This is a genomic window from Legionella sheltonii (genome assembly GCF_026191355.1).
GTDB classification, from domain to species: Bacteria; Pseudomonadota; Gammaproteobacteria; order Legionellales; family Legionellaceae; genus Legionella; species Legionella sheltonii.
The window spans coordinates 137,061-157,956 of sequence record NZ_JAPHOQ010000009.1 but is presented as its reverse complement, the minus strand read 5'-3'; the positions used below and the strand labels follow the sequence as shown (position 1 = coordinate 157,956).

Here is a 20,896-nt window from a genome sequence, read left to right as displayed (position 1 = left end):
TTTATCCTTAGTCCTCGTGGCTTGCGCCTTCCTTGCCAAGTTCTGCCTTGATGAAAAAGCTGTTCTTAGTGACATACTTTTGCCCAGCATTCAAGCCTGAAAGCACTTCAGCCCATTGATTATCCTGCTGGCCTAGGGTGACAGGAGTTGCTTCAAAAAAATTCCCTTGTTGGACAAACACCACCTCTTGTTCCCCCATGCGTTGAATTGCTGAGAGACGAACAGCCACCGGAACGGTTCTTTCTTTAATAATAATCTCCCCATTCACATACATGCCTGGAAGCCACAGCCGAGGCGTATTGGACAAAACCGCACGGGCCAGTGTCGTTTGACTGTCTTCAATTCCTAACGGTGAAATATAGAAAATAGTGCTCGTTGAATCAGGCGTTCCTTCATCACCGGTTACTCTGACTGTCATGCCTTTTTTCACTAAAGACGCTTCTTTACGGTATAAGGTAAAATCAGCCCAGACATCATTTAAATTAGCCACATCGTAAATTGGTTTGGTGCCTTGTGCCAGCTCACCATTGGTCGCATATTTTTGTACGATGGTGCCCGTAATGGGTGCGTTAATCGTGTAGTTTTGTAGGCTTTCATTGCTCTCAATAGTGACTAATGGCTCACCTTTTATCACTTCTTCGCCTAAGATTTTATTCATGGTTTTAATAATGCCTGCATAACGGGGGTATATAGGTGCCATCGTGTCGCGATTGGGTACTATTTTTCCGACTACTTTTAATTGGGTTTTTATGATTTGCTCTTGAGCCGTTTCAGTTTGGATGTCTGCGGCAGCAAGGGTTGCGGGAAGAAGCTTCACGCGCCCCTCATAGCTTGGATAATTCCATTGATAGGTTTTGCCTGATAATGTGAGTTTAACAGCCACATCAAACGAATGAGGCTCGGGAATGGCTTGATTGCTTTGTAGAAAGCCATCATTAGGTTCAAAAGTAATACGGTCTTTATTTTGATTAAATCGCGTAAGCTCAAGAGTAAGCGTGGTATCAGCAGACAAAGCCTGCTTATCGTTTTGATAAAGATAGGCACGAAAATGAGGGGGCATTCCTTGGCTAAAGAGAACAAGCTCAAGACTTACATTCTCTTGCTTTAGCAATCGACCCCCATGAGGCCCTTTTTCAACCACTTCTTCGGTTTTCTCACCCATACTGGCCTCATTAGCCCACGTACTCGATGCATTTAAACTCACCAGGAATAAAAACAACATGAGAAAGGCTTTTAGTGACAGGCAGTTCATTTACTCTCCTTGGTCGGATGAAGGCCCAAAAGTCCAGTGAGTTGAATTAATGTTTTATGAAAATCAGCATGGGCCTGCTGATAATGGCGTTCTTCTTCAAATAAGGTGTTTAAAGAAAGCGATAATTCAATGTAGGTGTAACGCCCCATTTTGTAGCCCTCTTGAGCCAAGGTAATGGATTTTCGCGCGAGAGGAAGCAAGGAGTTAGTCACAAGATTGGCTTCATACTGACTTTGTTGGGCTTGTAAAAACACGGTGTAGACGTTCTGTCGCACATCAAGACGTGCGCCTTGGTACATATGGGCTGTTTGGGTGTATTGCGCTTCAGCAGTGAGAATTTTTCCTTGATTTCTATCAAATACAGGAACTTGGGCGTACGCTGAGGCAACTAGGGCATTGCTGTCATCATCTTCAAAATGACGTCCGCCTAATTGAATGTTTAAATCAGGCCATACGGCCTTCTTAACTGCGGTGATGGTGGCGCGCTTGGCTTGTAACTGAATGTGTAATTGTTGCAATTGCGGGCTTTGCGGCAGTTTCTTAATTAATTGCGACCACTTTAAGGTCACATCAGGCAGGCCTTTATCGACCAATGGGCGGTCTTCCCTTAAGCCATCGCCTAAGAGTCGTGATAATTTAGCGCGTTGCGCTAGAGCGTCTCTGCCTGCCTTTTTCTCTTGAATACGCGCATCGCCTAAGCGTACTTGAGCCAGGCGCAAATCCAGTTCAGCACCCGCACCTGCTTTTACGCGCCTATCAATGGCCACCACAATCTCTTGATTTAATCGAGTTAATTTTTTTGTTACCTGATGCCACTGACCCGCATACAACGCATCCACATAAGTCATCCCCACATTAATGTAGAGTGTTGCCTTATACACCTGAATTTGCGCCAAGGAAGCCAGGTAATCACCATAGGTGGCTTTTTGTTGGTAATAAAGGCGATTTCCTAAAGGAATAGGCTGAGTAATCGAGGCCGTGGTTTCGGCCGCTTCATAACTGGAATAGCTACCTGAACCACCAAAATTTTCTGCAGTTAAAGTCAATTGCGGATTGGGGTAAAGCCCGCTTTGAATAAAAGTGCCGCGCATCGCGCGCGCCTTATCCATTTCGGCTTGTAGCTCGGGGTTATTGCGATAAGCAATGCCCAGGGCTTGTTTGAACGTCAAAGGAGTGGCTGCAAGCCCTTCGTTCATCAAAAGGCTCATGGCACTACAAAGGACTGAATAAAATAAATAACGCATTCCCTACCTATTAAGTAATCCATACTAAACTTTATGATTCCAGTGTACCTTGATTTTGAGTCTTAATACATCCTATAGCTAAAAAATGAAGGAATATCTGATGCTAATCCACTGAAATAATTCTCATATTGGTATACACTGCTCTTATACCTCCTCGTCCTATTTATTCTATGTTCATGCGATTGTTCTTTATTTTATTCATGCTCATAACTGCTGAGCTAAGGGCCCAATCATTAACCATCGGAATGGTAGCATACGATCCACCGTTTTCAATGAATGCCGACCAAAATCATTTCTTTGGATTTGACATCGAGCTCATGACTGAACTATGCAAACAAATCAAAGCCCAATGTCAATTTAAACCCATGCTGTTTGACGCGCTGTTTACCGACCTAAATACTGGTAAAATTGACTTGGCTATAGCCGCAATTACCATCACGAACGAACGACAGCAATCCTTTCTTTTTAGTCTTCCCTACCTGGCCAGTGAAGCACGTTTTATCACTACAACGAACAACTCGATTCGTAACCTTGAGAAGCTAACCAATAAGAAGATAGGCATTATTGAAGGCGCTCTCTTTAAGCAATTAATTGCTCAGAAATTTAAAAACAATTCGCTTAAAGAATACCCCTCGACCAATCAATTAATCACTGCCCTAAATCAACATGAAGTCGATGTCCTATTGATGGATGATTTTTCAGCCGATTATTGGATAGCTAATAATACCCGTTTATTTAAGGGAGTAGGGAAACCTTTTCCTGTAGGCATTGGTTATGGCGTTATGGCTAAAATGAGCTCTCTGGCGTTAATCAATCAAATCAATAAAGCACTAAAACAGGTTGAAAAAAATGGATTCTATTTGTCTTTATATCAAAAATATTTTCACACCATACCCATGCATTAATAGTAAGCGCTCCAAGAACCACAGGCTTACAATTTACAACTTAGGGGTATAATCTAAGCCAATATTCCAAGGCAACAGTTTTTCATAATCATCAACACTGTTGCAAAGAGGAGCGTTCTTTAACAACATGACATAGTAATGATAAGGGTCGAGATTGTGTAATTTAGCCGTTCTGATGATACTGAAGTGTAAACACAAGGCCTCAGCACCTTCAACAGAGGCGCAAAACAAGAAGTTCTTTCGAGCAATGACCAAGGGTTTGATTTCTTGTTCAGTAAGATTGTTATCGATTTCCAGACGCCCATCATCTAAAAAGCGCATCAGTCCATCTCTATATTTAACACAGTAATTGAGTGCTTTCCCAAGCGGTGATTGGGGCAAAGTTGTAGGATAGACCTTATCAACCCATGTATTAAAGGCTTCCATGAGTGGTTTGGATTTTTCCTGACGCAACTGGTGACGTTGGTCTGGATTCAGTTGATTATTTTTAGCCTCACGCTCTATTTTATAAAGCTCTTTAAAAAAGCGCATGGCTTCTTTGGCAATGCCTTTGCCTTTATTAGATTGGGCAATAGGTTCAAATTTTCTGCGCGCATGCGCGTTGCAATTGACAATGTGCGCATTGCTGCTACCCACAAGTTCAAAAAAATTGTCACCATCGACATGTAAATAGCCATTGAATCCGACAAACCAATCGTAAATAAATTGTTTGTGCTCCACATCGTTGTAGTCACTCATGTTACGCACGATCTATTTTAAGCAGCCATATTTTTAAGCTCCCGCCATGCAAGCTGATTTGCTCTAAGGATCAATCTGTACTTAATGGCAAAATGATTTAATTGAGTTTTTATCTTCAACAATTCCAGCTTGCAGTATGCAATAATAGAAGCATAAATATGATTACACTGAGTTTTAACGGTTCGAGTGGGCGACTTGGTTAAGCTTGCATTTTGCTTAATTGATTTGTGATACTCTTCAATCCGCCACCGTTTCTGGTACACTTCATAAAGACGTTCGGCACTACTTGGCATGTCATTAGAAACAAGATAGAGAATTCCTGTTGAACCGTTTTCGTTTTTGAACACTTTTTTCAGGAGCCTCACGGGGAAGTCTAGGCCTTTAAGCCAGACTGTGTGGGCTACATCCTCTTCTAATTCTAAAGCTCTTACTTGTTGGTACCGTCCGTTTTTGGCCTCGTTTTCAGATAAAGCTAACGTGCGGTTAGATTTAATCCCAATGATAAACGATTTTTGAAGGTCTTTATGGATGTGAACCATATTGGCCTTCGAGCCAAACCAGTTGTCTGCAAGCACATAATCAAACATCACTTTATTGGTAATGGCCTGAGTAATCAGGTTTTGAAATAATTGATTTTTGGTAACCGATGATTTTCTTCTGGCTTGTTTGGTTTTAATATCACAATAGGCAACATCTTTTTTAATCACCTCATACCCTATGGGTACACTGAAGTCAGCATAGCGAACCATGCATGACAAGATGTTGATTCCTTTGAGCACGCTCCCTTTAGCATGAGAGTAATGCCAACAATTAATTTCATTCTCATCCGTGTAGGGTTTCTCTTCGATGGAGTCATCCAGTATTAAGACACCACCAACCGTTTCTTGCGACCTCACTGGCTTTTTTACATAGCGCCAAAGGGATTTTGAATCAAAAGACTCAAAACGAAGAAATCGAGTCACCTTGTCATGCGCAAATGCTCCATCAACCAAATCAGATAATCCGGTGGCTGTCGCATATTTGTTCTGACAAATTAAATAATCACTATAAAGATCAAGCATATCCATTTAACTTCCTCCCTAAAATAAGGACGAAATTCTAATGCTTTTTATTCAAACTACAAGGTCATGTGCGTAACATGAGTAAGTGAAATAGCTATGGCGCTGTGAAATAGAAACATCATGAACCATCTCCTTTGTGCTCAGTTTTTTTCCCAAGATGTGGGATAAAAGCCGGAGTAGCCGCTGCATAACGTTTATATTCTTCACCAAATTCCACCAGCACCTCTTTTTCTTCACGACGAGCCAAGCGGATATATATGTAGACAAGTATAGGAAACATCACTAAGGTAATCAAAGTTGGCCATTGCAATAAAAAGCCTATCATTATGATAATAAAACCATCGTATTGAGGATGACGCACTTTGGCATAGAGTCCATCGGTTGCTAAGCGATGTTGCTGCTGTGCTTTGTACAGGGTGTTCCACGCTGATGCAACCATAAGAAAACCAATAACGATTAAGATATTGCTTGCAATGTGGAATGGGTCAAAGTGAGGATCTCCTTTTAAGCCAAAAAGATTGTGTAACAAATGTCCATTTTCATGTGAATAAAAGTTCACCCCGGGGTAGTATTTCGACAGCCAGCCAGAAAGTAGATAAATAGTCAGTGGGAAGCCATACATTTCTGAAAAATAGGCGATAACAAAAGCTGAAAAAGTACCCCAGCTTCGCCAATCTGTTTTAGTTTTAAATTGCGTAAAACTGTAAGCAAATAAAATAAAAATGGCTGAGTTAATAATCACGAGTAGCCAAAGATTATAACCGTAGGTAGCATGTTCCATGTTATGTTAATCCTTTTCTTGCTGTGATTTGTCATTATTTTGTTGATGATCATGGTGGTCATGTCCGTGATGCATAAAAAGATGCATCAGAGGACATAATAACAAGAGCAATAACGGTAATAGGTTAAAGAGATGTGCTCTATGCTCCGTAAAAAGGTAATACCCCATCGCCAGGAGTAAAAAAAGGGTAACTATTCCTGGCACAGTAAACCACCAATTTTGGGGATGATTCTTTTCTCTAAGGTGAGCCTCTTTTTTATGTTCATTCATTATTATTGTCCTTGATAATGAATTAATTTTTATTAAAGTTATTCTAATGATAGTCTATTTTTGGGCTCATGTTGTTTCTTGTTGTATCTGAAATAGATATTATTGAAATAAGGTGATGAAGGATTGCAATTTTGTTGAAGATGTATCATGGTATTGGTTTCTAAAGTGGGGGTAAGAACAGGCGGTTTGAGCACCACGAGAGTTCATGGGTAATGTGATATAGGTAATTTGCGATGCGAATAAGATAGAGATTATAAAAATATTGGGTGGATCAGTGAGAATAGGCATGGAGCATAAGAACAATCCTACAAATCAAGGCACTATTATTTCTGTGCGCGGTAGCGTAGTCGATGTTTTATTTTCGGATTATTTACCGCCTATCTATTCATTATTACGCGCAGGTCAAAAGGGACAGGTGGCTATTGAAGTACTAGCACAGCTTGATGCCCATCGTGTGCGAGGTATTGCGCTAACCCCAACCCAAGGTCTTGCACGCGGTATGTTGGTAGAGGATACCGGAGGTCCTCTGAAAGCACCTTTTGGTAAGGAAATTTTAGGTCGAATGTTTAATGTGTTTGGAGAAATAATTGACCAAAAGGAAGTACTCCCAAACATTCAATGGCGTACTATTCATAGAAATCCTCCACCTTTAGCTCATCGCTCTATTAAATCAGAAATCTTTGAAACGGGTATTAAAGTAATTGATGTGTTGGCTCCGCTTGAGCGAGGTGGTAAAGCCGGTTTATTTGGTGGTGCGGGTGTGGGTAAGACCGTCTTACTCACAGAAATGATTCATAACATGATCAAGCAACATGAAGGGGTAAGCATTTTTTGTGGCATAGGTGAGCGTTGTCGTGAAGGCCAGGAACTGTACCATGATATGAATGAGGCTGGGGTTTTATCCAATATGGTCATGGTCTTTGGGCAGATGAATGAATTACCAGGGAGTCGTTTTCGTGTCGGGCATGTCGCATTAACTATGGCCGAGTATTTTCGTGATGATGAGCATCGTGATGTATTACTGCTTATTGATAATATTTTTCGTTTCATTCAAGCAGGTTCAGAAGTTTCGGCATTGATGGGGCAGATGCCTTCACGCCTAGGCTATCAACCGACGATGAATACAGAACTTTCAGAATTAGAAGAGCGTATTGCTAATACGGATGCGGGGGCTATCACTTCAATTCAAGCAGTTTATGTTCCTGCCGATGATTTTACTGATCCCGCTGCAGTGCATACCTTTTCACATCTTTCAGCATCCATTGTTCTTTCGCGCAAACGTGCCAGCGAAGGTTTTTTCCCAGCAGTAGACCCTTTGCAATCGAGTTCCAAAATGGCGATGCCCAGTGTTGTCGGTGAACGGCATTATCATTTAGCTCAAGAAATTCGAAGAACATTGGCACAATATGAAGAGCTTAAGGATGTGATTGCGATGCTTGGTTTAGAGCAACTGTCATCTGATGATCGTAAGGTTGTTGCTCGCGCACGACGATTGGAGCGTTTTCTCACCCAGCCGTTTTTTACTACAGAACAATTTACTGGACTTAAAGGAAAACTGGTGAGTCGTGAAGATGCATTAGAGGGGTGTGAGCGTATCTTACAAGATGAGTTCAAAGATTATCCTGAAAGTGCGTTTTATATGATTGGCACCATTGATGAAGTAAAGAAACCAACACCATTGCAATCGGAGAAAAGTAGTGCCTGACTCCCTAATGAATCTGAAAATTCTTTTGCCCTTCCAAATTTTTGCACAGAAGACTGGAGTGCTTCGTATCGTTGTGGAAACGGAACAAGGATCTTTTGGATTATTACCACAACGACTTGATTGCATTGCCGCTTTATGTCCAGGCATTCTCACCTATGAAACTGAAGCAGAAGGGGAGGTTTATGTAGCCGTTGATGAGGGCACATTGATTAAGACTGAAAGACAGGTACTGGTTTCGGTACATAACGCGATTGGTGGAAAAGATCTGGATACCTTATATGAATCCGTGCAGAATGAATTCTTAACTACAAGCGAGCAAGAACGAAATGCGCGTGTTGTACTTGGCAAGTTGGAAAGCGCTTTTGTTCGTCGCTTTGTGGAGATATCACATGGCTAAAAACTCATCAAAGAAAGATGCATTCGTTAAACAAATTGGAAGCAAAGTGGCGCAAAAAAGAAAAGCAAAACGCCATGCCAGGTTCATTATTTGGTCTGGTTTGGGTATGATGGGATTAATTGGTTGGTCCATAGCAGCTCCGACGTTACTTGGTGTCGCATTGGGCCATATATTGGATATGCATTATCCAGGAAAACACTCTTGGACACTCACCCTCATGATTATTGGCTTGATTTTAGGCTGCGTTAATGCTTGGTATTGGGTGGCCAAAGAGGATAAGGAAATACACAAGGAGCAGAAAAATGACGATGAATGAGTTCGGAATTCTGTTACTAGCACTGGTTGAAGGGATGTTGATTGGTGGATTTTTCTATGGAGGACTTTTATGGACTGTCCGCCAAGGCATTTCATCAAAACGTCCGGCACTTTGGTTTATGAGTAGTTTTTTACTGCGTACAGTTATTGTCCTCGCAGGTTTTTATTTTGTTTTAATAGAAGGTCAATGGCTGAAGTTGCTCATTTGCTTGCTAGGATTTGCCCTTGCCCGTTTTATTTTAACACGGATATATGGGCCAGAGGCTAAGCAAATGCATTGGGCACCGGAGACAACTAATGCGTCTTAGTCCTGATGACATCATTTTCTGGCACTATGGTTTTTTTAAACTTAATGCAACGATTGTGGTTACCTGGGGGCTTATGTTGGTACTGGCGATGGGTTCCTATCTAATTACACGAAAGCTCTCAACGACTCACAAACGCTCTCGTTGGCAAAACTTTTTAGAAATGCTTATCATTACCGTACAACAACAAATTAAAGAGGTAGGGCTTAGCTCTCCTCATCAGTATCTTAGCTTTCTTGGCTCGCTTTTTCTATTCTTAGCTACTGCTAATTTATTTATTATTATTCCTGACTATGAGCCACCCACAGGCTCCTTGTCGACTACAGCAGGGCTTGCACTTTGTGTTTTTGTGGCTGTGCCCTTATTCGGAATTAAGGATCAAGGCCTCTTGGGCTATTTAAAAACGTACCTGGAACCTACTTGGATTATGTTGCCTTTTAATCTGATCAGTGAACTCACGCGTACTTTGGCGCTTGCGGTTCGTTTATTTGGTAATATGATGAGTGGAACCATGATTCTTGCCATTTTATTGACCATTGCCCCTTTTGTTTTCCCAGTCTTTATGAGCGTGCTCGGTCTTTTAACGGGTATGGTTCAAGCCTATATTTTTACCATTTTGGCATTGGTCTATATTGCTGCTGCCACACGTACCCGTGAATTACCCCAAGAGCCTGAGGCAAAAGTAATTCCTGGTGCGGACATCAAGTGAACTTAGAGGAATAATAGAATTTAATTTTAAAGGAAGAGTACATTATGGACAATACAACCCTAATTGGAATTGTTGCCATTGCTTCGATCATTAGCGCTGGTATTACTATTGGTTTTGGTGCAATAGGTCCAGCCTTAGGTGAAGGACGCGCAGTAGCTATGGCATTAAGTTCATTAGCACAGCAACCTGATGCCGCGAGCTCCATTACACGAACGTTGTTTGTGGGGCTTGCTATGATTGAATCTTTAGCCATTTATTGTTTTGTGGTGTCTATGATTCTTATTTTTGCGAACCCATTTTGGAATTATGTGATTACTCAGGCGGCGGGGAAATAAACCATGTTAATTGATTGGTTTACTGTTATTGCACAAGTAATCAATTTTCTCATTTTAATTTGGTTACTCAAACGCTTTTTATATCATCCCATTCTGCATGCGATCGATGCGCGAGAAGAGCGAATCGCCTCGGTGATTGCGGCGGCTAGTGCAAAAGAAGCTGAAGCTCAAAAAGAGCGGGATACACTTCACAAGCAGAATGAAGAATTCAACCAACAACGCGCACTGCTCCTGAAAGAAGCAACTGATGAGGTAACTGTTGAACGTAAGCGACTTACTGATGAGGCCAGATGCGAAGTTGATGATTTACGCGTGCAATGGAAAGAATCATTGAGAAGAGAACAATTCAACTTACGCCAAGAAATTACCACTCGCATTGAAGAAGAGGTTTTTTCTCTTACAAGAAAAATATTCATTGAGCTTGCAAATACTCACTTTGAATCCCAGCTTATAGATCGGTTCCTTAAGAACCAAGATGAAGTAAAAGAACAACTGGCGTCAATGACTAAAGACTCATCTTTTGGGGTACTCATACGCTCAGGATTTGAGCTTTCGTCAGCCCAACGACATGCCCTTGAAAAGGGTGTCAATGAAATTATTGGTCCCGATACCGACATTTCGATTCAGTTTGAGACCTCTTCTCATCTGATTACGGGTATTGAGCTGGTCATTAATGGACAAAAGATTGGATGGAATGTGGCAGATTACTTAAGCGATTTGCAAAATCACGTGGACGCATTTTTTCAAGAACAATTCAAATCGGATTTTAAAACACTGAGTCATTGACGATGGAATCGAACAATCTACACGAGATTATCAACACTACGTTCGCAGGAATCAGCCAAGTGCGTGACGCTTTTAAATGGCAATGCACACCTCGTGAAGTAGGTACCATTAGTATGATTTCCACAGGCATTGCTAAGGTTCGAGGCCTTCCTGGTGTCGGTTTTGAAGAATTAGTCCAATTTCCTGGAGATGTATTTGGCATTGCATTTGATATCGAAGAGGATGAGATTGGTGTGGTTCTCCTTGGTGAATACGATCATCTACGAGCAGGTGATGAAGTAGAACGCACCGGACGTGTTATGGATGTTGCAGTAGGCAGTGGATTGATAGGACGGGTAATTGATCCATTAGGCCGGCCACTCGACGGAAAAGGACCTTTAGTTTTGAGTAAACGTCTCCCTATTGAACGGCCTGCACCTTCGATTATGGACAGAGCAGCGGTCACTGTTCCTTTACAGACGGGAATTAAGGTGATCGATGCGCTTATTCCCATTGGACGAGGTCAGCGGGAATTGATCCTTGGTGACAGACAATCAGGTAAAACGGCAATAGCTCTTGACACCATACTCAATCAGCATGATCAAAATGTGGTCTGTATTTATTGCGCTATTGGTCAAAGGACTTCAGGGGTAGCTAAAGTTATAGCAACATTGAATGAAAAAAAAGCGTTTGCTTACACCATTGTAGTAGTTACTGAAGGTAATGAGGCACCCGGTCTTGCATACATCGCACCTTATGTTGCAACCAGTATCGCAGAGCATTTCATGGAGCAAGGTCAAGATGTATTGATTGTTTATGATGATCTGACCCATCATGCTCGAGCCTATCGCGAACTCTCTTTATTACTGCGACGTCCACCTGGTCGTGAAGCATTTCCTGGGGATATTTTTTACATTCATTCTCGACTTCTGGAACGTGCAACACATTTACATGAGCGACTGGGGAACGGTTCGATTACAGCACTTCCTATTATTGAAACCGAAGCAGAGGATATGTCTGCTTATATTCCTACCAATCTTATTTCAATCACTGATGGACAAATTTATCTCTCCCCATCACTGTTTGAATTAGGCATGCTTCCTGCAGTGGATGTCAGTCGCTCGGTATCAAGGGTTGGCGGAAAAGCACAGCGCGCTGCCTATCATGAAGTAGCAGGGGATCTCAAATTGGCTTATGCGCAGTTCGAAGAACTTGAGAGTTTTGCCCGATTTGGGGCACGCTTAGATGAGGCGTCTCGTAAAATCCTAGAACACGGATGGCGAATTCGTTCATGCCTTAAACAACAGGAATCTGCTCCGGTAGCTGTAATCGCCCAAATAACTGTTTTATTCGCTTTAACCGCTGGATATTTTGATCTGATTCCGCTTGATAAGATGAGTGAGGCAGAGCATGCTCTAATTGGTGGGGTGAACGTTATTCCTGGAGAAGTTGGTGAGCGGCTAATCACTGGAAAGGTATTGAGTGATGAAGATCGTAAGCTGATTTTGCAACTGGCTAAAAAAGTGCTTGTTGTTTTTGAATCAGCACCGGATAGAAAGAACATCAAAATCTCGATATAAGAGAAGAGCATGAGTGATACTACTGCAAGTTTACATCGAAAGATCACCGGTGCTGAAGAACTTCAATCGGTTGTGCGCACGATGAAAGCTTTAGCTGCTGCAAGCATTGGCCAATATGAGAAGTCGGTTCAGGCTTTGACTGATTACTACCATGCATTGGAACTCGGATTATCTGTTTGTTTTCGAGATATGAAACTCAAAGTTGGACAGGTAAAAGAAAAAACGGGTGTAGGTGAAATAGGCGCAGTTGTATTTGGTTCCGATCAAGGATTAGTCGGGCAATTTAATGACTTAGTAGCAGAATATGCCTTTAAGACTCTGAGTGTGTTACCAGGAACACTCCATGTATGGGCTGTTGGTGAGCGTGTTTATGGGCGCATGAACGATATTGGCTTACCTTTGTGTGGACTTTTTTCAGTCCCTAACTCCATTAAAGCAATTTCTCCTTTAGTAGAACAAATTTTGATTGAGAGTGCGATATTCCATGATGACATTGAAATCAATGAGCTGTATCTTTTCTATAATCGTCATGTGACCGGGGCCGTTTATCAGCCTACAGGGCAACGGTTACTGCCGCTTGATGAACAATGGCGATATCAATTGTCGCAATTACCTTGGCCGACAAAGAAATTGCCGCAAATCTTAGGGGATAGGACGACTACCTTGCGCGCTTTAATTCGCGAATATCTTTTTGTTTCACTATTTAGGGCCTGTGCTGAATCACTAGCAAGCGAGAATGCGAGTCGGCTCATTTCGATGCAGCGTGCAGATAAAAATATTGATGAATTACTCGAATTACTTAATCGAACCTTTCATCGTTTTCGTCAAGAAAAAATTGATGAGGAATTATTTGATGTCATCTCGGGTTTTGAGGCATTGTGTGTTCCTAAAGGTTCTAAATAACGCCACAACTTGGATTAGTTAAAAATAAAGAGTATAGTGATGTTTTAAATAATTTAAATGAATTTGTAAGTAATTGGGATATTGCTTCATGAAGTTGATTAGTTTTAAATCAACGCAACTGTTGATGAAAGGGATTTTGGGATTATTATCGACAATTACTGTTGTATGGTCATTAAATGCCTATGCAGCTCGATTATCAACACCCCTTTCTTTTTTTGAAGCAGGACAACTTGCAATCCAACAGGCTCCTGAGTTGAAACGTTTGCGCGCGGATGCCTTAGCATTAGATCAAAAAGCCATTGCGGATAAACAATTACCCGATCCCAAATTAATGGCGGGAACTCTTAATGTGCCTACCAATAACTTTAGTTTTACGCAAGATGAGATGACCATGATTATGGGAGGCCTGGAACAACGTTTTCCACCTGGACATTCTTTAGCAATCAAATCACGACAAACCCTCGCTGAGGCAAGAGCAACGCGTGAGCGCTTCCAAGAGCAGTCGCTTGCAGTATTGCGTACTGTAAGAGAGGCTTGGCTTGAATTATATTATTGGGAACATGCAGGAGAGATTATTCGTACCAATCGTCAATTATTCAGGTACTTACTGAAAGTTGCACAATCACAATATGCTGCAGCAAAAGTGACTCAATCGGATGTGCTGCAAGTACAATTAGAATTATCCCATTTGGATGACAACCAAGTTCAAATTAAAGAACAGATTGAGCAAGTCCGGGCAAAATTGGGGCGTTGGGTCGGTCAAGAAGAAGCCAAACGTCCACTGAGTGCTCATTTACCTCACTTACCTAAGCCACCACCATTAAGTGTGTTACAAACTAAAATGCAGTCTCATCCTTTATTAAAAGCAGATTTAGGAACGATTAATGCAAGTCGCGAAGCAGTTGCTCTGGCAAAAGAGCAATTTAAACCGGGTTTTGTATTGGATGTAAGTTATGGGGTGAGACAAGGTCATATGGATAATGGGACACCTCGTGCGAATATGTTGACTGCACAAGCAACAATTGATTTACCCATTTTCCCACGTCATCGTCAAACGCCACGTTTAAAAGCAAAATATCTTAATTTAGAGTCTGCTTTCTTAGATAGAGCCGCACATTATCGCGATTTAAAAGAAATGCTTATTGGATCTTATGCGACATGGACGCAGTTGATACGACGTGAGACTTTGTTTACCCAAAAACTTATGCCAGAGGCAGCACAAAATGCAACAGCAGCTTTACGTGCCTATCAAAGTGCTACAACGGATATGACCACGGTTTTGCGTGCCTATACAGGCCAGCTCGACATCAAGTTGGAGCAATTGCGCGTACAGGTGGATGAGCGTAAGACCCATGTGGCGCTTCTTTACATACAAGGAAAAACTTAGATGAAAAGGAAAATCGGTCTGCTGACGGTTATTTTACTAATAATTATTTTGATTGGGTTAATAAAATATAGTTTTTATGCCGAAAAGTCAGCCAATCAACAAAGTGCTAGCAATGAGAAAAAGCCTCTTTTTTGGATTGACCCCATGAATCCTATGGTGCGCTATAAGGAGCCAGGGGTGTCGCCAATGGGAACGAAATTGGTTCCCGTTTACGCAGATACCGAGCAAAATGCGAAAGGAGAAGTAACGATACGGATTGCACCTGAAATTGTCGATAATTTAGGTGTGCGTACTGCTCCTGTTATTGAAGGGACACTCTTTCGCAAGATTGAAACAGTAGGTTATGTAAGTCCTGATGAGAATCGAATCAGTCATATTCATTCCTATGTTGATGGGTGGATTCAGAACTTGGTTGTCAAAACTACAGCCGCGACCGTTACAAAAGGACAATTGCTCTTTCAACTGTATTCTCGTACTTTAGTGAATGCAGAAGAAGAATATTTGATTGCCCTGCAAAGCAAACAGCAGTCCCTCATTGAGGCATCTTGGCAAAAGCTACTTGCTCTGGGGATGGCCGAATCTCAAATTCAACAATTGAAGAAAACGCATAAAACAAGTCATTTGATTGATATTTATAGCCCACAAAAAGGTATTGTGGCTGCGTTGAATGTTCGTGAAGGCACGCAAGTCACCCCGGAAAAGGACATCATGAGTATTGTGGATCTATCCACCATTTGGGTTATGGTAGAGGTTTTTGAACAACAAGCCTCATGGGTCAAGGTAGGTGGTCCTGCAAAAGCCGCCTTTCCTGCTTTTCCTGGTAAAACCTGGAAAGGCGCTATTGAATATGTTTATCCTGAGCTAAACCTCAAAACTCGCACGGTTAAAGTTCGCTTACGGTTTGATAACCCGGATACTTTTTTAAAGCCCAATATGTACGCGATGATTACCTTACCCGTCACTCCATTGACCAATGTGTTAAGCATCCCTAAAGAAGCGCTGATACAAACACAGGAAGGAACTCGGGTCATTGTCTCTTTAGGAGAAGGTCGATTTAAGGTGCAATCTGTCACACCCGGTATGGAATCCGGTTCGCGGGTCGAAATCTTGTCTGGATTAAAAAAAGGGGAGCTCGTGGTGACTTCAGGAGAATTTCTAATTGATTCTGAGGCGAGTCTAAAAGCAAGTTTACAGCGCTTAGATACTGAGAAGAGTAAATAAATGCATCATGAAATGAATCGCTTCATTCTAGGGGAGTATTGTCGATGATTGCGGCCATTATTCGCTGGTCCATCCAGAATCGAGCTTTTATACTTTTGGCTACTTTTTTATTGATTTTTTCGGGTATTTACATAATCAAACAAACACCATTAGACGCGATTCCTGATTTATCTGACGTACAAGTCATTGTTAAGTCATTTTATCCAGGACAGGCACCACAAATTGTCGAAGATCAAGTGACTTATCCTTTGACTACAAAACTTATTGTGGTACCAGGTGCTGAAACCGTAAGAGGCCAGTCTGCTTTTGATGATTCTTATATTTACTTGATTTTTAAAGATGGAACGGATCTGTATTGGGCACGTTCTCGCGTGCTTGAGTATTTAAGCCAAGTGCAAAACCGTTTACCGGCCAATGTCAGTACGGCATTAGGACCTGATGCAACAGGAGTTGGCTGGGTTTATGAGTATGCGTTAGTGGATACCACCGGAAAGCATGATTTATCGCAGTTAACAACCCTTCAAGATTGGTATTTAAAGTTTCAATTGCAAAAAGTGCCAGGAGTTTCTGAAGTCGCGCGAATTGGTGGGATGGTGCGTCGCTATGAAGTGGTTCTGGACCCGAGTAAATTACGTGCTTATGATTTAACACTGTCACAAGTCATTTCAGCCATTCGTGATGCCAACCAAGAAGTAGGGGGTTCTACCATTGAAATGGGGGAAGCAGACTATATAGTACGTGCCCGTGGCTATCTAAAAAAACGCTCTGATTTTGAGAATATTCCTTTAGGTGTTTCAAAACAAGGGACGCCCATTCTCTTATCTGATGTGGCCACGATTCGTCTTGGACCAGAAAATCGTCGCGGTATCGCTGAATTAAATGGTCAAGGTGAAGTGGTCGGTGGGGTGATTGTAATGCGTTTTGGTGAAAATGCCAAAAAAACCATTGAAGCGGTTAAAGCAAAATTGGCAGAACTAAAAGACAGTTTGCCACCGGGTGTAAAAATGGTTGAAACCTATGATCGTTCAAGCCTCATTCAACGGGCAGTAAGCACCCTTAAGGATAAGTTATTTGAAGAGTTTGTATTGGTTTCGATTATTTGTTTTGTCTTTTTGTTTCATTTGCGTTCGGCTTTGGTGATTATCATTACACTGCCCATTGGCATCCTGGCTTCTTTTATTATCATGTATTGGCAAGGCATCACGGCAAACATCATGTCCTTAGGAGGGATTGCTATTGCTATTGGAGTGATGGTGGACGCGGCCATTGTCATGATAGAAAACGTGCACAAGCATTTTGAGCAGACAGAAGTGACCAAAGAAAATAGGTGGCAAATTATTCAAGAAGCGACGTTACAAGTGGGGCCTTCGCTCTTTTTTTCCTTGCTGATCATTATGTTTAGTTTCCTCCCTATATTTACATTACAAGCGCAGGAAGGCCGTTTATTTGCGCCCTTAGCGTTTACTAAAACGTATGCTATGGCGTGTGCGGCTGCTTTATCCATTACCTTAGTTCCGGTGCTGATGGGTTATCTTATTCGCGGGCACATTCGTCCTGAAACCGAGAATCCTTTGAATCGGGTCTTGCAAGCAGTATATCACCCAGTGATTCAAGCAGTGCTCAAAGCACCAAAAAAGATTTTAGCCATCGCGTTCATCCTTGTGGTCATTGGTTTTTGGCCCATCACTCGCTTAGGCTCTGAATTTATGCCGCCTTTAAATGAAGGTACGCTCCTTTATATGCCCACCACGTTCCCAGCAATTTCTGTGGGTAAGGCACAACAGCTCATCCAGCAAATTGATAAACTCATTCTTACGGTTCCGGAAGTAAAATCTGCGTTTGGGAAAATTGGTCGTGCTGAAACAGCAACCGATCCTGCGTCCATGTCAATGATTGAAACGACCATTCAATTTAAGCCACAAAGCGAATGGCGTCCGGGCATGACTTTTGAAAAAATTAGAGATGAGCTCGATCAACACGTACAGATACCTGGAGTAAGTAATGTATGGGTTATGCCCATTCGTAACCGTATTGATATGCTGGCTACGGGGATTAAAACGCCATTAGGGATTAAAATTATCGGTCCTGACTTGAATGTTATTCAAAAGATCGGAGAGCAAATTGAACAGGTACTTAAACCCTTACCAGGAACTGCCTCTGTGTTTGCCGAACGTGTTGTGAGTGCCCGCTATGTGAATGTGGATATTGATCGTTTAAAAGCATCACGTTATGCATTAAACATCCGTGACGTACAGGAGATGATTGAAAATGCCGTAGGCGGCATGAATATTACGCAGACGGTTGAAGGACTTGAACGATATCCGGTGAATTTACGTTATCCGCAATTTGTGCGTGATTCAGTCGAACAATTACGTCAGCTACCTATTGTAACACCTACTGGGGCACACATCCCCTTAGAGGCGGTTGCCACATTATCGGTAACCAATGGTCCTGACATGATTAAAACAGAAAATACACGCCCCTCAGGCTGGATTTATGTGGATATTACAGGACGTGATTTGGGTTCTTACACCAATGAAGCCCAACAAGTCGTGAAACAAAAGATTAAGCTGCCTCCTGGTTACAGCCTTATATGGACGGGGCAATATCAGTACATGCAACGTGCCCAAGCACGGCTTATGATTGTTATTCCCTTAACGCTTCTGATTATTGTCGTGTTGCTTTATTTGAATTTTAAGCGTTTTTCAGAAGTATTCATTATTCTTGGCACGCTGCCTTTAGCACTCGTGGGTGGCATCTGGTTTATTTATTTACTAGGCTATTATTTATCCATTGCCGTTGGTGTGGGCTTTATTGGGCTAGCAGGTGTTTCTGCAGAGACAGGAGTGATTATGCTTATTTATTTGGATCAAGCATTACAAAAGCAGAAGCAATTAGCACAACAAGAAAATCGGGAACTCACCAAAGAAAACGTTCAAAGTGCCGTGGTTGAAGGCGCCGTACTTCGCCTAAGGCCTAAGATGATGACGGTATTAGCAATTATTGGCGGACTGCTGCCGATTATGCTTGGTGGTGGAACAGGATCTGAAATCATGCGTCGTATTGCCGCGCCCATGGTGGGGGGCATGATTACTGCGACGATTCTCACTCTTATTGTGATCCCTGCTGTTTTTTTAGTGTGGCAGGAAGCAAAAGTAATGAACAAGCAGCAATAAGGTCACTAAGGATGCATGAAAAAGGATAAGCATGGAATACTAAAGTGCATTATTTTGAGCCATATTAGGGATGAATGATGAAGAAGGAAGATAAAGTATGCTGTGAGAAGATGAAGACCGAAGGTGAGTGTGAACATGTTTGTTGCACTCCGGAAATTCGCCCCGATCCTTTTTTTAAAAATTTGGATGCTTTTTTTCAGGCTAATCTTGCTAAGCTTTCGGCAGGAATGAGTCCAGCGGCATTAGAGACTTCGTATTTGTCTTGGCTTTCTCAACTTAGGCAATCACCAGGGCGTTTATTCGAGTTGGCACTCTATCCGTTCGTGCACGCCGATGATTGCGTCAATAAAGTGATGTGCAGTCAAGATAGACCAGGCAATGGGGAAGATGTTCGCTTTCATAAAGACAGTTGGCAATACTTACCTTGGCGGTGGTGGGCAGAAGGGTTTCTCTTAACAGAGAATTGGTGTCGCTTAGCGACAACGGACTTACCTGGCTTGCCTCAGCCTGTGGAGCGTACGATTTCGTTTACGGTGCGTCAAATACTCGATGCCTTATCGCCTTCTAATTTCTTTTTAACAAATCCCGAGCTTTTTTATGAAACCATAAACACAGGGGGACTGAACTTAATTCGAGGTACGGAAATTGCAATCAAAGATATTGCAGAGCGGCTAACCGGCATACCTCCAGCGGGTGTAGAACATTTCACGCCGGGTAAAGCGGTAGCAAATACTCCAGGCCGAGTAGTCTATCGCAATCATCTCATCGAATTGCTTCAATATGAACCGCAAACAAAGACGGTGTTGCAAGAACCGATTTTAATTTTGCCTGCCTGGATTATGAAATATTATATTCTTGATTTATCTCCTGAAAACTCCATGGTGAAGTGGCTGGTAGCCCAAGGACATACCGTATTCATCGTTTCCTGGCGTAATCCAGATAGTGAGGATAAAAACTTAAGCATGGATGATTACTATCGATTAGGGGCTATGGCAGCGGTGGATGCGGTGTCCACTATCTTTCCAAAAGTAAACATTCATCTCATGGGCTATTGCCTTGGTGGAACTTTGGCAATGATTACGGCAGCGGCTATGGCGCAAAATCAGGATACGCGCCTTAAAAGCTTAACTCTTTTGGCAGCACAAGGGGACTTTACTGAAGCCGGCGAATTGATGCTGTTTGTTACTGAAAGTCAAGTTGCTTTTCTTAAAAACATGATGCAAGACCAGGGTTACTTAGATACCAAACAGATGGCGGGAACATTTCAAATGTTGCGTTCCTATGATCTTATTTGGTCGAAAATGATCCATGATTATATGGAGGGCAAAGAGCGAGGGATGATTGATTTGTTGGCGTGGAATGCGGATGCTACACGTATGCCCTATAAAATGCACAGTGAATACCTTGAAAAATTGTTCTTGCATAATGACTTTGCTGAGGGGCGTTTTATAGTTGAGGGGGAACCTGTGGCTCCTGAAACCATTCATGTACCTGCTTTTGTCGTGGGTACTGAACAAGATCATGTGGCTCCTTGGCGCTCAGTTTATAAAGTCCATCTGATGCTGGATAGCTCCATTACTTTTGTGTTAGCCAATGGGGGACATAATGCAGGAGTTATCAGCGAACCTGGTCATCGTGGACGCACGTATCGGATCCATGAGCATAAACAACATGAAGTGTACTTAAATTCTGAGAATTGGCTTAAGGTGGCACAAAAAAAAGAGGGTTCTTGGTGGATTGCCTGGCATAAGTGGTTGGTGGCTCAATCAACTCCTGAACGAGTTGCCCCACCGCCTATGGATAGGTCTTTGCCTGCGGCACCTGGAACTTATGTGCTGCAGAAATAA

20 protein-coding genes are annotated in these 20,896 nt (G+C 42.2%); 14 read left to right on the top strand and 6 right to left on the bottom strand.

The genetic code is table 11. The annotated features are described in order from the left end of the window. Positions 1–7: 7 nt before the first annotated feature. Both OQJ26_RS11690 and OQJ26_RS11685 read right to left on the bottom strand, forming a co-directional pair. Complete coding sequence (locus tag OQJ26_RS11690) at positions 8–1,252, bottom strand: efflux RND transporter periplasmic adaptor subunit (RefSeq protein ID WP_265703958.1); 1,245 nt, start codon at positions 1,250–1,252, stop codon at positions 8–10. Next, complete coding sequence (locus OQJ26_RS11685) at positions 1,249–2,496, bottom strand: TolC family protein (protein WP_265703957.1); 1,248 nt, start codon at positions 2,494–2,496, stop codon at positions 1,249–1,251. Before OQJ26_RS11685 ends, OQJ26_RS11690 begins: the two co-directional genes overlap by 4 nt. 170 nt (positions 2,497–2,666) lie before the next feature. Here OQJ26_RS11685 and OQJ26_RS11680 point away from each other — a divergent pair, with 170 nt between their 5' ends. Next, entirely contained in the window at positions 2,667–3,401 is a 735-nt protein-coding gene (locus tag OQJ26_RS11680) for a transporter substrate-binding domain-containing protein (protein WP_322783965.1), read from the top strand. 33 nt (positions 3,402–3,434) lie between these two features. On the opposite strand, the gene tnpC is transcribed toward OQJ26_RS11680, so the two are convergent. The 4 genes from tnpC to OQJ26_RS11660 all read right to left on the bottom strand — a co-directional run bounded on the left by tnpC (position 3,435) and on the right by OQJ26_RS11660 (position 6,251). Beyond that, complete coding sequence (gene tnpC / locus OQJ26_RS11675; protein ID WP_265703955.1) at positions 3,435–4,139, bottom strand: IS66 family transposase; 705 nt, start codon at positions 4,137–4,139, stop codon at positions 3,435–3,437. 17 nt (positions 4,140–4,156) lie between these two features. Next, positions 4,157–5,206 (bottom strand): IS701 family transposase, encoded by a 1,050-nt coding sequence (locus tag OQJ26_RS11670; protein WP_265701959.1) that lies wholly within the window; start codon positions 5,204–5,206, stop codon positions 4,157–4,159. Between the two features lie 112 nt (positions 5,207–5,318). Beyond that, positions 5,319–5,981 (bottom strand): methyltransferase family protein, encoded by a 663-nt coding sequence (locus OQJ26_RS11665; protein ID WP_265703954.1) that lies wholly within the window; start codon positions 5,979–5,981, stop codon positions 5,319–5,321. 6 nt (positions 5,982–5,987) lie between these two features. Continuing rightward, the gene (locus OQJ26_RS11660) at positions 5,988–6,251 is read right to left on the bottom strand and encodes a DUF2933 domain-containing protein (protein ID WP_265703953.1); all 264 of its coding nucleotides are present in this window, start codon (positions 6,249–6,251) and stop codon (positions 5,988–5,990) included. Positions 6,252–6,537: 286 nt separating this feature from the next. Between OQJ26_RS11660 and atpD the strand changes: the two genes are divergently transcribed. From atpD to OQJ26_RS11595, 13 genes are all read left to right on the top strand, one after another. After that, positions 6,538–7,956: a F0F1 ATP synthase subunit beta gene (gene atpD, locus OQJ26_RS11655; RefSeq protein WP_265703952.1), complete on the top strand. Its 1,419-nt coding sequence runs from the start codon at positions 6,538–6,540 to the stop codon at positions 7,954–7,956. Next, on the top strand, positions 7,949–8,353 hold the full coding sequence (locus tag OQJ26_RS11650) for a F0F1 ATP synthase subunit epsilon (protein WP_265703951.1): 405 nt from the start codon (positions 7,949–7,951) through the stop codon (positions 8,351–8,353). Before atpD ends, OQJ26_RS11650 begins: the two co-directional genes overlap by 8 nt. Continuing rightward, positions 8,346–8,669 (top strand): AtpZ/AtpI family protein, encoded by a 324-nt coding sequence (locus OQJ26_RS11645; protein WP_265703950.1) that lies wholly within the window; start codon positions 8,346–8,348, stop codon positions 8,667–8,669. The genes OQJ26_RS11650 and OQJ26_RS11645 overlap by 8 nt, the downstream gene beginning before the upstream one ends. Beyond that, positions 8,656–8,976 carry an ATP synthase subunit I gene (locus OQJ26_RS11640; RefSeq protein WP_265703949.1) on the top strand — a complete coding sequence of 107 codons (321 nt, stop codon included), beginning with the start codon at positions 8,656–8,658 and terminating at the stop codon, positions 8,974–8,976. The genes OQJ26_RS11645 and OQJ26_RS11640 overlap by 14 nt, the downstream gene beginning before the upstream one ends. Then, positions 8,966–9,682 carry a F0F1 ATP synthase subunit A gene (locus OQJ26_RS11635; protein WP_265703948.1) on the top strand — a complete coding sequence of 239 codons (717 nt, stop codon included), beginning with the start codon at positions 8,966–8,968 and terminating at the stop codon, positions 9,680–9,682. The genes OQJ26_RS11640 and OQJ26_RS11635 overlap by 11 nt, the downstream gene beginning before the upstream one ends. A gap of 44 nt (positions 9,683–9,726) precedes the next feature. Beyond that, positions 9,727–10,017: a F0F1 ATP synthase subunit C gene (locus OQJ26_RS11630; RefSeq protein ID WP_265703947.1), complete on the top strand. Its 291-nt coding sequence runs from the start codon at positions 9,727–9,729 to the stop codon at positions 10,015–10,017. A 3-nt stretch (positions 10,018–10,020) separates the two neighbouring features. Continuing rightward, positions 10,021–10,803, top strand: a complete 783-nt coding sequence (locus OQJ26_RS11625) for a F0F1 ATP synthase subunit B family protein (RefSeq protein WP_265703946.1) — start codon at positions 10,021–10,023, stop codon at positions 10,801–10,803. Between the two features lie 2 nt (positions 10,804–10,805). Continuing rightward, positions 10,806–12,362: an alternate F1F0 ATPase, F1 subunit alpha gene (locus OQJ26_RS11620; RefSeq protein ID WP_265703945.1), complete on the top strand. Its 1,557-nt coding sequence runs from the start codon at positions 10,806–10,808 to the stop codon at positions 12,360–12,362. 9 nt (positions 12,363–12,371) lie between these two features. Beyond that, the gene (locus OQJ26_RS11615; protein WP_265703944.1) at positions 12,372–13,265 is read left to right on the top strand and encodes a F0F1 ATP synthase subunit gamma; all 894 of its coding nucleotides are present in this window, start codon (positions 12,372–12,374) and stop codon (positions 13,263–13,265) included. A gap of 88 nt (positions 13,266–13,353) precedes the next feature. Beyond that, complete coding sequence (locus tag OQJ26_RS11610) at positions 13,354–14,652, top strand: TolC family protein (RefSeq protein ID WP_265703943.1); 1,299 nt, start codon at positions 13,354–13,356, stop codon at positions 14,650–14,652. Continuing rightward, positions 14,653–15,873 carry an efflux RND transporter periplasmic adaptor subunit gene (locus OQJ26_RS11605; protein ID WP_265703942.1) on the top strand — a complete coding sequence of 407 codons (1,221 nt, stop codon included), beginning with the start codon at positions 14,653–14,655 and terminating at the stop codon, positions 15,871–15,873. A 44-nt stretch (positions 15,874–15,917) separates the two neighbouring features. Beyond that, on the top strand, positions 15,918–19,049 hold the full coding sequence (locus OQJ26_RS11600; protein WP_265703941.1) for an efflux RND transporter permease subunit: 3,132 nt from the start codon (positions 15,918–15,920) through the stop codon (positions 19,047–19,049). A 77-nt stretch (positions 19,050–19,126) separates the two neighbouring features. Further along, entirely contained in the window at positions 19,127–20,896 is a 1,770-nt protein-coding gene (locus OQJ26_RS11595) for a PHA/PHB synthase family protein (RefSeq protein WP_265704014.1), read from the top strand.